This window comes from Nocardia sp. NPDC004340, from assembly GCF_053602575.1.
Genome location: NZ_JBSGDW010000001.1, coordinates 389,336 through 402,391, shown reverse-complemented (window position 1 = coordinate 402,391; position 13,056 = coordinate 389,336). Strand labels below are relative to the sequence as shown.

The window sequence follows — 13,056 nt, the reverse complement described above, 5'->3', positions numbered from 1 at the left end:
CCGGCGGACCGCGCCGTATGCTGAGCATCGCAGTACGCGGTCGAGCTAGGGAGGGCACGTGCCGGGGGCAGGCAATCTCGGCCACTATCGGCTCGTCGAGCTGCTCGGTCGCGGCGGCATGGGGCAGGTGTGGCTGGCCGAGGACACCCGGCTGGAACGGGACGTGGCCCTCAAACTGCTCCCCGCGGAACTCGCCGCCGACGAGGACTACCGGCGGCGCTTCGAACGCGAGGCCCGGCTGGCCGCCCGACTACGCGGGCCGCACGTGGTGCCCATCCACGCCTTCGGAGAACTCGACGGCCGGCTCTACATCGATATGGAGCTGATCGACGGCTCCGATCTGGGCAAGACCCTGCGCGCCGACGGCGCGATGACGCCCGAGCGGGCCGTCGAACTCGTCTCGCAGGTCGCCGAGGCCCTCGACATCGCGCACAAGGCCGGGCTGGTGCACCGGGATGTGAAGCCCTCCAACGTGCTCACCCTGCCGAACGGCTTCGCCTATCTCATCGACTTCGGCATCGCCCGCGGCGTCGGCCAGGCCACCATCACGGGCACCGGTGTGGCCGTGGGGACCTGGGCCTACATGGCCCCCGAGCGCTACTCCGGCACCGAGGACCTGCGCTCGGACGTCTACTCGCTGGCCTGCCTGCTGTACGAAACCCTCACCGCCGCGAAACCTTTCGCCCACACCGACCCGGTCCAGCAGATGGCCGCCCACCTCACCACCGATCCGCCCCGCGCCGCCGACCGCAACCCCCGGGTCCCGGCCGCCCTCGACGCCGTCATCGCGCGCGGCATGGCCAAGGACCCCGCCCACCGTTTCCCCTCCGCGGGCGCGCTGGCCGCCGCCGCCCGCACCGCGCTGGAATCCACTCCGGCCCCGCGTCAAACCCCGCACCGCCGGGCCGAACCCACCGCGAAATGGGATGGCGCGAACGGCTTCCCGGGCCACACTCCCACCCCCGCATCCCGGTACGCGCCCTACACTCCGCCCCCGAGACCGGCGAACCTCGGGTCGAGCCCAGGCCAGGGTTCGGGACCCGGCTCAGCGCCAGGCCCTGACTCGACACCAGGCCCTGGGCCGCGCCCGGCATCCTATGGCCGCTCAGCGGCCGGACCGTCACCGCAGACCAGAACCCCTTCGGGCGCAACACCTCCGCCGAGTCGGATGAACGCCGGTGCGGCACCTCCGCCGAGCCGGATCGGCTCGGGTGCGACTCCGCCGCCCGGTCGAAGCGCTGCGGGCGGGGCACTTCCGCCGACCGGCATGGGCGTGGGTGGTGGCATCCCGCCCGGGATGAGCTCTGGTGCAACGCCACTGCCGGGTGCCATGGGTTCGGGCACTACGCCGCTGCCCGGCGTGATGGGTTCGGGCGCTGCGCCGCTGCCGGGCGGGGTCGCGGCGGGTGCGGCGGGGCAGCCGGGCCTGGGTCCGGTGGCTCAGCCGATGACCGGGGCGATGGGGTTCGCGTCGCCGTATACCGCCGGTTTCGGCGGTGCGGTGGCGAAGCCGTTGCGGCGGGAGGGAATTCGGCCGTGGCAGCCGGTGTGGTGGGCGGTGCTCGGAGTGGGCGTGCTGTTCTTCGGGATCATGAGCGTCGGCGTGCTGGCGGTGACGTTCTCCGAAGGGTTCGACGACTGGCTGGAGACGTTGATCGCGTATCTGATCTTCGTCGCGCCGTTCGCGGGATCGATCTGGGTGACGGTGCTGGAGGTGCGCCGGTTCCGGGCGCGGGGGTAGCGCGGAAACGGCGCGACCGGGTCGCGGTCGCGCCGAATCCGGATGGGGCGCTCAGCAGTTGCGCAGTTCCGGGCTCTGGTTGAGCAGCTGGGCCCGGGTGGAGATGAAGGTGGAGTAGGTGTCGCCGCCGACCGAGGCGAGCGGGAAGGCCGCGACCCGGTGGCAGTTCTGGAAGGCGAGTTTGATGCCGAAATGGCGTTCCAGGCCGCCGCGAATGGCGTCGGAGGCCATGGCCCGCAGCAGCTGACCGCGGGCCGTCTCGTCCGGCGGCGCGATGGTGTTGTCGGCGTATTCCGCCGTGCCGGAACGCAGATCGTCGGCTACCCGGCTGACGACCTCGTAGGCGTAGGGCAGCGAGGTGCGGACGCATTCGACGAACTCTGCGTCGCTGACTTCACCGCGTTCGGCGCGCTCGAGTAGTGCGGTGGGTACATCGAGTGACATAACGCTCTCCTCATGGGATGGCGGAAGGTGTCAGCCGATTGTAGATGGAATCCGTTGTCAATAAGTCTGGATTCGCGACGAAAGTGCCCGCTCCAGAGCCTTTTTCGCGTCCGCGGTCAGGGTTCGGACCAGCTCGCCCGCCGGTAGCTCCGGCGCCAGCGCATGCGCCTGACCTGCCCAGAGATTCACCGCGTCGGCATTGCCCTCGGCCCGTGCCGCCGCCCGCAAAGGCCCGGTGGCGTAATGGATCTCGGGGTAGGCGACCGGAGCGTCCTGATGCTCCACCAGGAATCGATTCCGCAGCCCGCGCGCCCGGCGGCCGGTGAAGGCGCGGGTCAGCATGGTCGGGGCGTCGGTGACGATCGCCGCGCGCACCACCGGCGCGGTTCCGGCCTCGGGGCAGCGCAGGAACGCGGTGCCCAGCTGTGCGGCGGCCGCGCCCGCCGAGAGCGCGGCGGCCACGCCCGCGCCGGTCGCGATGCCGCCCGCCGCCACGATCGGGGCGTCCACGGCGTCGCGCAGCAGTTGCAGCAGGGTCAGCAGGCCCAGGGGGTCGGTGAGGTCGTCGGCGGGATCGTCGACGAACACGCCGCGGTGCCCGCCCGCCTTGGCGCCCTGTGCGATCAGCACGTCCGCGCCCGCGGCCACCGCTTCGCGCGCCTCGGCGACGGTCGTGACCGTCACCCAGACCTCGGTCCCGGCCGCGTGCAGGCGCGCGATCTCGGCGGCGGACGGGCAGCCGAAGGTGGTCGACACCACGGGCACGGGGTCGGCGGTGAGCAGGTCGAGCTTGGCGTCCCAGTCGTCGCTGTCGTAGCGGGGCTCGCCGACGGGGAACTCGGCGGCCAGGCCGCCCACATATGTATCGAACCGATCGGTCGGGCTCGGCTCGGAGGGATAGAAGAGATTCACCCCGAACGCGCCGGCGGTGAGCGCCCGCGTCGCGGCGATCCGCGCTGCCAGCTCACTCGCGGGCAGATATCCGGCGGCAACGAAGCCCAGCCCGCCCGCGTCGGTCACGGCGGCGGCCAGTTCCGGGGTGGACGGCCCCCCGGCCATGGGTGCCAGGACGATCGGCGTACGCAACTCGTCGAGAACCATCTCACCATTGTGCCTTTTCGGTTACGGTTTGTGATCAAGGGTTCGAGTGCTCGAGCGGGCGTTATCGCACAGAAGGTTGCGAAATGGTCACAAGCGAGTACTGTTTCCATCACAGCGATGCCGAATCGTTACCGGACCCTCCGAACGCTAGGACTTGCAGTGCCGCATCACCGAACGACCGCGAACTCCGTATCAGTCATGGATTTGCTTGGTGATTCCGGTGCTGTCCGCACTGGCGTCACCTCGCGCAGGCGGCACCGGGCCGAGCCCGCCGCCGCCGACAAGGTCAAGACCGCCGCCAGTTTCGCGGTCGCGGCCGGTGCGCTCATCGGCACCGGATCGCAGCTGGTCCCCGCTCTCGCGCACGCCGCTCCGCTGCTCCCCACGCACGACGAGAAGGCCGCCACCATCGCGGAGGACATCGCCCCCGTCGCGGCGACCGCCGAGCTGAAGCAGGCCAAGGACGTGGCGGCCCCCATCGCCGAGCCCGCCCCCGCGGCCCCGGTCGCGGCCCCCGCGCCGAACCCGGCCCCCTTCGGCCTGCAGAACCTGCCGCCGGAGATCTCCGCCCCGCTGGCGCAGGCCGAACAGACTCTGAAGTCCCTTCAGCAGCAGCTCAACCCGGGTCCGGGCGTGGTGAAGCCGGTCGACGGCCAGCTCTCCTCCGGCTTCGGCATGCGCTGGGGCGCAATGCATTACGGCATCGACTTCGCCGACCCGATCGGTACCCCCATCCACTCGGTGATGGGCGGCACGGTCATCGATGCCGGCCCGGCCTCGGGCTTCGGCCTCTGGGTGCGCGTCAAGCAGGACGACGGCACCACCGCGGTCTATGGACACGTCAACGACATGTACGTCAATGTGGGCCAGCGGGTGAACACCGGCGATGTGATCGCCTCCGTGGGAAACCGCGGTAACTCCACCGGTCCCCACCTACACCTGGAGATCTGGGATGCCGCCGACAACAAGATGGATCCGCTGCCATGGCTAGCCAGCAAGGGCGTTCTCATGCAGCAGCAGTGGGGACCGGACCAGTAGATCGTTCACCGGCCCCCGCGATGACCGGGCGTTTTCCGGACCGGCGTCTGCCGGTGGGTGCGGTGACGACACTGGACGAACTCTTCGACCCTGCCTCCGTGCACGGCCGTTCCTACGCGGTGCTGGTTCAGCACCCGCGTTCGACGGTGCTCGAGGTCGCCGAGCGGCTGACCGTGCCGCCCCGCGTGGCCGAGACCGCGCTGGAGGCGCTGTGCCAGCTCGAGGCCGTGGTCCGGCTCACCGACGGCAAGGGCGTGGTGCGTTTCGACGCGCATGCCCCGGAAGCCTTGTCGGAGGCCGAGACTCGCCGCCGTAATCAGGACATGCTGCGCATGCAGTCGGCCGCCGCGCGCCTGGGGGAGACCTTCCGCTCGGTGCGCCGCACCACCGACGCCGACGGCGCGGTGGTGGCCGTCTACGAGCGCCGCCAGCTGCTGGCCGACTTCGAGGACCTGCAGCACACCGCGCACGCCACCGTGAAGGTGGTCGAACGCGGGCCGTTCCTCTCCGATGTGGAGACCGAGGAGCGGATGTTCGAGCTCAAGACCTCGCGCATCGCCGCCGGCATCGACTACCGGACCCTGTACCAGGAGACCATCTACCAGGATCCGGAACGGCTGCGCCACGTGCTGGCCACCAACGCCGTTGGCGCGCAGGCGCGTACGCTCGCCGACCCGCCGATGAAGCTGATCGTCGCCGACGATCGGCGCGCGGTGCTGGTGCTGCACACCGACGAGCGCCGCGGCGACCCCATGGGTGTCCGCGTCGGCCCGTCGCCGACCCTGGACCTGCTGGTCAAGACCTTCGACGCGCTGTGGCTGACCGCCACGCCGATCTCGGTGAACCCGTCCGAGGCGCTCGACGATCGGGACAAGGCCATCCTCACCCTGATGAGCATGGGCGCGACCGACGACACCATCGCGCGCCGGCTGGGCCTGTCGCGTCGAACCGTGGTGCGCCGCACCGCGAGTCTGCTCGAACGGCTGGGCGCCAGCACCCGTTTCCAGGCCGGAGTGCAGGCGACACGCCGCGGCTGGCTCTAGGGGTCTGTGGCGCAAGTCACCTGACAGCAACACTTCTCGCTGGTCAGCGATATTCATCATGCATGGCTGCTCGGGGCACTTCGCGAGCATCGATATGATTGTTTTCGTCCGCTGACCTTTTGACGTCCCGGGAACAGACGTCAGTTTTCGTGGGTCCGCCGAGTGTCTTCGGCTGCGGAAAAGACCAACCCGAGAGGTGATTGCACGCGTATGGATACTGCCCGCCGTACAGCACGCGGTACTCGTCGGCGTCGGTCCGGCAGCCCACTCTTCGGGCAGTTGCTCACCGCGTCGGTCGAATCCGCCGGTGACGCCATCGCCATCCGCTTCAACCCGACCGGGGATCCGGCCGCTCAACGCGAGATCAGCTACCGCGAGCTGGACGCGCGCTCCTCGCAGCTGGCCCGGGAACTGATCGCCCGCGGCGTCGGCCCCGGCGACATGGTCGCCATCGGGATCACCCGCTCGATCGAATCCGTGCTGGCGGTCTGGGCCATCGCCAAGACCGGCGCGGCCTACGTGCCGGTCGACCCCGCGTACCCGCCCGACCGCATCGAACACCTGCTCACCGACTCCGGCGCGGTGCTGGGCCTGACCACCCGGGAGTACCGCGCGGGCCTGGGCGACGCCGCCACCTGGATCGAACTCGACGATCCGGCGCAGCAGCAGCGCGTCACCGCGCACCCGGACCACCCGATCTCCTACGCCGACCGGGTGGGCACGCTCACCGAGCAGCACCCCGCGTACGTCATCTACACCTCCGGTTCCACAGGCAAGCCCAAGGGCGTGGTGGTCACCCACACCGGCCTGGCCGGGCTGGTTGCCGCCGAACGTGAGCACTACGCGGTCTCCGCGGATTCGCGGGTGCTGCACGTCTGTTCTCCCAGCTTCGACGTCTCGGTGCTGGAACTGCTGCTGACCTTCACCGCGGGTGCGACCCTCGTCATCGCGCCCGCCGGTGTCTTCGGCGGTGTGGAACTGTCCGACCTGCTGGACCGCGAGAGCGTCACCCACGTGTTCATCACGCCCGGCGCGCTGGAATCCGTGGACCCGGCCGGGCTCAGCGAGCTGACCACCGTCGTGGTGGCCGGTGACAAGTTCGGCCCGGAACTGGTGTCGCGCTGGGCGACCGATGAGCGCTCCTTCTTCAACGGCTACGGCCCCACCGAGGCGACCATTCTCGCCACCTCCAGCGCTCCGCTGCTGCCGGGCGAGCCCATCACCATCGGCGCCGCCATCGCGGGTGTCGGTGCGTACGTGCTGGATTCGCGGCTGCGGCCGGTGCCGGACGGCGTGGTCGGTGAGCTGTACCTGTCGGGACCCGCACTGGCGCAGGGATACAAGGGCCGCCCCGGTCTGACCGCCGAGCGTTTCGTGGTGAGCCCGTTCGGCGAGGCGGCCGGAAGCCCGGGTTCGCGGCTGTACCGCACCGGTGACCTGGTGCGCCGCAATCCGGCCGAATCCGAGCAGCCGGGCGTCATCGAATATCTGGGCCGCTCCGACTTCCAGGTCAAGATCCGCGGTCTGCGTATCGAATTGGGCGAGATCGACAATGCCCTGAGCGCGCACCCGGATGTGGATTTCGCCGCGACCCTGGGCCGGGCGCTGCCGTCGGGCGCGACCGCCCTGGTCTCGTACGTGCTGCCCCGCCCGGGCGTGACCGTGGACACCGCGGCGCTGGCCGCGCACGTCGGCGAGTCGCTGCCCGCGTACATGGTGCCCACGGCCATCGTGGTGCTGGCCGAGATCCCGCTGACCCCGGTCGGCAAGCTGGACCGGAATGCCCTGCCGGAGCCGGTGTTCGCGGCCCGCGAGTTCCGGGCTCCGTCGACCCGTGCCGAGGAAGTCATCGCGGACGTGTTCGCCGCCTTGCTGATTCCCGACAATCCGGACGCCCGGGTCGGTGCGGACGACGACTTCTTCGAACTCGGCGGCAACTCGCTGCTCGCCGCCCAGGCCGCCGCCCGCATCGGCACCGCCCTCGGCGTGCGGGTGCCGGTGCACGTGCTGTTCGACGGCTCCACCGTGGCCGAACTGGCCCGCCGCCTCGAGGGCGAGACGGCCCCGGCCGCCACCGGGCCCGCGCTCGGCTCGCTGCCCCGCCCGAACCGGGTGCCGCTGTCCTTCGCGCAGCAGCGTATGTGGTTCCTCAACCGCTTCGACCCGAACAGCGCGGTCGACAACATGCCCCTCGCGGTGCGGCTCACCGGCGCCCTCGACGTGGACGCCATGCGCGCCGCGGCCGCGGACCTGGTCGCCCGCCACGAGGTGCTGCGCACCATCTACCCCGAGGTCGACGGCGAGGGCTTCCAGCAGGTGCTGCCCGCCACCGACCCGCGGGCCCTGCCCGAACTGCCGGTCACCGAGATCGATGCCGCCGAGATCGCCGACCGGGTCGCCGAGGTGGTCGGCGCGGGCTTCGACGTCACCGCCGCGCCGCCGCTGCGCCTGCGCCTGCTGCGCCTCGCGCCCGACGAGCACGTGCTGGTCGCCGCGATCTATCACATCGCCGCCGACGGCGTCTCGATCGGCGTGCTGGCCCGGGACCTGGTCACCGCGTACGCGCAGCGCATGAACGGGGCCGCTCCGCAGTGGGCCCCGCTCCCCGTGCAGTACGCGGATTACGCGGTGTGGCAGCGGGAATCGCTGGGCAGCGAGGACGACCCGGACTCGCCGCTGGCCCGCCAGATCGCCTACTGGCGCGAGAACCTCGCCGACCTGCCCGACGAACTGGTGCTGCCCTGGGATCGGCCGCGGCCCGCCGTCGCCTCCTACCGCGGCGGCAACCACAACTTCCGGTTCGACGACGAGATCTACGCGGCCGCACGCCGATTCGCCGAGACCCACAACACCACGCTGTTCATGGTGGTGCACACCGCGCTCGCGGTGCTGCTGGCCCGGCTCTCCGGCACCCGCGACATCGCCATCGGCACCCCGGTGGCCGGGCGTGGCGAGGCCGAGCTCGACGACCTGATCGGCATGTTCGTCAACACGCTGGTGCTGCGCAGCGACATCGACCCCGCCGCCTCCTTCACCGAGCTGGTGGCGGCGGTGCGCGAGAACGACGTGCGCGCCTTCGGCCACGCCGACGTGCCGTTCGAGCGCCTGGTGGAACTGCTGGACCCGGCCCGCTCGCAGGCCCGCAACCCGCTGTTCCAGGTCATGCTGACCTTCCAGAACATGGCCCCCACCCGGCTGGAACTGCCCGGCCTCACGGTGGCGGGCGCGGACCTGGAGATCCCGTTCGCCAAGTTCGATCTGCAGCTCACCCTGCAGGAATCGCTCGACGAGCGAGGCCACGCCACCGGCATGGCCGCCGAGTTCTCCTACGCCATGGACCTTTTCGACGCCGCCACGGTCGCCGAACTGGCCGCCCGCTTCCAGCGGGTGCTGGCCGCGCTGACCGCCGACCCGGCCGCGCCGGTCGGCGATCTGGCGCTGTTCTCCGCCGGGGAACGACAGCGGGTGCTGACCGACTGGAACGCCACCGGCTTCGACGTGGCGGCCACGCTGCCCGAAGGCGCTGCGGCGACCCTGGTTTCGCGGTTCGACGCCCAGGCGGTGGCGACCCCGGACGCCGTCGCACTGGTCTTCGCGGACGAGACGCTGACCTACCGTGAGCTCGCGGAGCGCGCCAACCGCCTGGCGCGACTGCTGATCGCCGAAGGTGTCGGGCCGGAATCGCTGGTGGCCCTGGCCCTGCGCCGGTCGACCGAGCTGGTCGTGGCCATGTACGCGGTGCTGCAGGCCGGTGCGGCCTACGTGCCGCTGGATCCGGACCAGCCCGCCGACCGCATCGGCCACATCCTCGACACCGCGCGGCCGCGACTGCTGCTCATCGCGGAAGCGGACGAATTCGAGGCCGGGGCAAGGGATGTCGCCACCCTGTCGGTCGAACGGGCCGAGGCGTCCGCGCGCGCCCTGGGCGGCGCGCCGATCACCCAGGCCGAGCGCGTCCGACCGCTGCGCCCCGAGCACGCCGCCTACGTCATCTTCACCTCCGGCTCGACCGGCCGCCCCAAGGGCGTCGCCGTCGAGCACCGCGCCATCGTCAACCGCCTGGTGTGGATGCAGCACGAATACGCGCTGACCGCCGACGACGCGGTGCTGCAGAAGACTCCGGCCACCTTCGACGTGTCGGTGTGGGAGTTCTTCTGGCCCTTGCAGACCGGTGCGCGCCTGGTGGTCGCCAAGCCGGACGGCCACCGCGACCCGGTGTACCTGGCGCAGATCATCGCCGAACAGCGCATCACCACCGCGCATTTCGTGCCATCCATGTTGTCGGCCTTCGTGGCCACGCTGGACAACGACAGCGAACTGGCGCGCGCGGGCCGCGGTCTGCGGCAGGTGTTCGCCTCCGGTGAGGCGCTGCCCGCGCCGACCGCGCGACAGCTGCGCGAGCTGACCGGGGCCCGTCTGCACAACCTGTACGGCCCGACCGAAGCCGCCGTCGACGTCACCTATCACGAGGCCGTCGACGCCGACACGGTGTCGATGCCGATCGGGCGTCCGGTCTTCAATACCCGTGTCTACGTGCTGGATTCCCGCCTCAACCCGGTCCCGGCCGGGGTCGCGGGCGAACTGTACCTGGCGGGTGTGCAGCTGGCGCGCGGCTACGTCGAACGCCCGGACCTGACCGCGGACCGCTTCGTCGCCGACCCGTTCGGCGCCGGTGAACGCCTCTACCGCACCGGCGATCTGGTGAAGTGGACCGCCGAGGGCGAGCTGGAGTACCTGGGCCGCACCGACTTCCAGGTGAAGCTGCGCGGTCTGCGCATCGAACTGGGCGAGATCGAGGCCGCGCTGCTGGCGCAGCCGGGCGTCGCGCAGTCGGTGGTCGTGGTGCGCGCCGACGCGCACACCGGCGACCAGCTGGTCGGCTACGCCGTCGCCGCCGACACCACCCCCGAGGAGCTGAAAGCCGGTCTGGCCCGGTCGCTTCCGGCGTACATGGTGCCGAGCGCGATCGTCGTGCTCGACGAGTTCCCGCTCAACGCCTCCGGCAAGCTGGATCGCAAGGCGCTCCCGGCGCCGGTGTTCGAGGCCAAGAGCTTCCGCGCCCCGTCGACCCCGATCGAGGAGATCGTGGCCGGGGTGTTCGGCGAGCTGCTCGGCGCCGACCGGGTCGGCGCGGACGACGACTTCTTCGAGCTGGGCGGCAACTCGCTCATCGCGACCCGGGCGGTGGCGCGGATCAACGCCGCCCTCGACACCACCGTCGCGGTGCGCGAGATCTTCGAGACCGCAACGGTTTCCGGACTCGCGGCGCGCATCGTGCCGGGTGCGGGCGCCGGGGCGCGGCCGGCGCTGGTGGCGGGGGAGCGGCCCGCCCGCGTTCCGCTGTCGCTGGCGCAGCAGCGCATGTGGGTGCTCAACCAGCTCGACCCGGATTCCCCCGTCTACAACATCCCGATGGTCATCCGGCTCACCGGCGCGCTCGACGTGCCCGCCCTGCGCCACGCCGTCGAGGACGTGCTCACCCGCCACGAGGTGCTGCGTACCCGCTACCCGGAGACCACGCCGGGCGGGCCCGCCTTCCAGGAGATCCTCTCGGTCGCCGACGTGCTGCCGCACGGTCTCGAGGTGGAGCGGGCCGGCGATATCGGCGGCCGGATCGGCGCGCTGGTCGGCACGGGATTCGATGTGGCGCAGCGGGTTCCGGTGCGGGTACGGCTCATCACCGGCGACGACCCGGACGACTACCTGCTGGTCCTGGTCGCCCACCACATCGCCGCCGACGGCGCCTCCATGGCGCCGCTGGCCCGCGACCTGATGACCGCGTACCTGGCGCACGCCGCGGGCGAGGCCCCGGCCTGGCAGCCGCTCGCGGTGCAGTACGCGGACTACGCGGTGTGGCAGCGGGCCGCGCTCGGTCTCGAGGACGACGCCGATTCGGCGGCCGCCGCGCAGATCGCGTTCTGGCGCGACCAGCTGGCCGGACTGCCCGACCGTCCGATGCTGCCGCTGGACCGGCCGCGTCCGGCGGTAGCGTCCATGCGCGGCGCGCTGCTCGACTTCACGCTGTCGCCGCAGGTGCACACGGGCCTGAATCGCCTGGCGCGCCAGCACAACGCGTCACTGTTCATGGTGGTGCACGCGGCGGTGGCGGCCTGGCTGTCGCGGCTTTCGGGCAGCGCCGACGTGGTGCTCGGCACCGCCGTCGCGGGCCGCGGCGAACGCGCGCTCGACGATCTGGTCGGCATGTTCGTCAACACGCTGACGCTGCGGACCCGGGTGGATCCGGCCGCGTCGTTCGACGAGCTGGTCGAGCGAGCCCGCGAGACCGACCTGTCGGCGTTCGCGCACGCGGACATCCCGTTCGAACGGGTCTCCGAGCTCACCGCCCGCACCACCGCGAATCCGCTGCTCCAAGTAGTGCTTTCGCTGCAGAACACCGAGACCCCGGTGCTGGAACTGCCGGGCCTGACCGTGGCCGCCGTCGACACCGCCCTGGCCACCGCCAAATTCGATCTGCAGATCAGCGTCGAACCGCGCCCCGGCGTGGACGGCGCGACCGGTGAACTGGCCGTCATCCTCAACTACGACACCGATCTGTTCGAGGAATTCTCGATGGCGTCGTTCGGGCGGGCGCTGGAACGGACGCTCACCGCCGTCGCCGCCGACCCGCAGCTGGCAGTCGGCGACATCGAACTGCTCGACGCCGCGGAATCTGTTGCGGTGCAGGCGATGTCGCAGTCCGCGCCGGAACCGGCCGGGTTCGGCGTGCGCGGTGCGGCGCTGTCCCAGCTGCTCACCACCGCCGCCGAGGACGACCCGGACGGCCCCGCCCTGGTGTGGGGCGACGAGGCGCTCACCTACTCCGAACTCGACGCCCGCTCCTCGCGGCTGGCCCGGGTGCTGATCGCCCGCGGCAGCGGACCCGGCACCGGAGTGGTGCTGCGCCTGGACCGCGGCGTCGACCAGGTGGTCGCCATCTGGGCGGTGCTCAAGGCAGGCACCATGATGGTGCCGTTCGCCGCCGCCGAGACGCCCGGCCAGGACGTGAAGGTCGGCATCACCGTCGGCCGCGCGCCCGAGGGCGTGCGCGGCATCGACTGGGTGGTGCTCGACGATCCGGAGACCGCGGCCGAGGTCGCGGCCGAATCGGCGCGACCGGTCACCTACGCCAACCGGATTCGCGCGCTGCGCGGCGACGACCGGGCCCGCACGTCGGCGGACGGGACGCTCACCTACGACGAGCTGGCCGCCGCCGTGGACCGCGCCCGCGGCCTGGACCTCACCTTCGAATCGCGCACCTTCCATCACGGCGCCGCGGATTCCGCGCTGGCCATGATCGAAGCGGTCGCGGCCGGAGCGGTCGGGGCGTCGGTGGTGCTGGTGCCCGCCGAGCCCGGCGCGGAACTGTCGGACGTGCTCGCCGACGAGTGGGTCACTCACGTCTTCGCCGAGGCCGATCGCCTCGGCGAGCTGGATCCGGCCCCGCTCGAGGATCTTCGGGCCGTCGTGCTCGACGCCCCCACCGCGGCCGCCGAGCCGTGGGCGCAGACCGCCACCGTGGCGGTGCTACCGGCCGATGGGACGGTGCCGCCGGAGTAGCGGAGACGACGCTGCCGCGTTCGCGTCGCGGTAGCCCTCGTGCAGAGCGGTCCCCCCGGACCGCGTCGGCGCCGGCGGAATTCACCTCCCGTCGGCGCCGTTGGTAGCCATCACGAATGGCTATGGCGCAGA

At 71.5% G+C, this 13,056-nt stretch carries 6 protein-coding genes; 4 read left to right on the top strand and 2 right to left on the bottom strand.

What is annotated here, in order from left to right; genetic code table 11:
* Positions 1-58 precede the first annotated feature (58 nt).
* Positions 59-1,741 carry a protein kinase domain-containing protein gene (locus tag ACWEOI_RS01575; RefSeq protein ID WP_452358674.1) on the top strand — a complete coding sequence of 561 codons (1,683 nt, stop codon included), beginning with the start codon at positions 59-61 and terminating at the stop codon, positions 1,739-1,741.
* A 51-nt stretch (positions 1,742-1,792) separates the two neighbouring features.
* On the opposite strand, the gene ACWEOI_RS01570 is transcribed toward ACWEOI_RS01575, so the two are convergent.
* Both ACWEOI_RS01570 and ACWEOI_RS01565 read right to left on the bottom strand, forming a co-directional pair.
* Positions 1,793-2,185: an SCO5389 family protein gene (locus ACWEOI_RS01570; protein WP_433670595.1), complete on the bottom strand. Its 393-nt coding sequence runs from the start codon at positions 2,183-2,185 to the stop codon at positions 1,793-1,795.
* Between the two features lie 57 nt (positions 2,186-2,242).
* The gene (locus ACWEOI_RS01565) at positions 2,243-3,286 is read right to left on the bottom strand and encodes a nitronate monooxygenase (RefSeq protein ID WP_452358673.1); all 1,044 of its coding nucleotides are present in this window, start codon (positions 3,284-3,286) and stop codon (positions 2,243-2,245) included.
* 198 nt (positions 3,287-3,484) lie between these two features.
* On the opposite strand from ACWEOI_RS01565, the gene ACWEOI_RS01560 reads away from it, so the two are divergent.
* The 3 genes from ACWEOI_RS01560 to ACWEOI_RS01550 all read left to right on the top strand — a co-directional run bounded on the left by ACWEOI_RS01560 (position 3,485) and on the right by ACWEOI_RS01550 (position 12,924).
* The gene (locus ACWEOI_RS01560) at positions 3,485-4,324 is read left to right on the top strand and encodes a peptidoglycan DD-metalloendopeptidase family protein (RefSeq protein WP_433670597.1); all 840 of its coding nucleotides are present in this window, start codon (positions 3,485-3,487) and stop codon (positions 4,322-4,324) included.
* 62 nt (positions 4,325-4,386) lie between these two features.
* On the top strand, positions 4,387-5,367 hold the full coding sequence (locus ACWEOI_RS01555) for a LuxR C-terminal-related transcriptional regulator (RefSeq protein ID WP_433670598.1): 981 nt from the start codon (positions 4,387-4,389) through the stop codon (positions 5,365-5,367).
* Between the two features lie 210 nt (positions 5,368-5,577).
* Entirely contained in the window at positions 5,578-12,924 is a 7,347-nt protein-coding gene (locus tag ACWEOI_RS01550) for an amino acid adenylation domain-containing protein (protein WP_452358672.1), read from the top strand.
* The last annotated feature ends 132 nt before the right edge of the window (positions 12,925-13,056 follow it).

What these genes read in the sequence shown, in the direction of transcription:
- ACWEOI_RS01570 (WP_433670595.1), bottom strand. Translation starts at nt 2,185, where the DNA reads ATGTCACTCGATGTACCCACCGCACTACTCGAGCGCGCCGAACGCGGT.
- ACWEOI_RS01565 (WP_452358673.1), bottom strand. Translation starts at nt 3,286, where the DNA reads ATGGTTCTCGACGAGTTGCGTACGCCGATCGTCCTGGCACCCATGGCC.
- ACWEOI_RS01560 (WP_433670597.1), top strand. Translation starts at nt 3,485, where the DNA reads ATGGATTTGCTTGGTGATTCCGGTGCTGTCCGCACTGGCGTCACCTCG.
- ACWEOI_RS01550 (WP_452358672.1), top strand. Translation starts at nt 5,578, where the DNA reads ATGGATACTGCCCGCCGTACAGCACGCGGTACTCGTCGGCGTCGGTCC.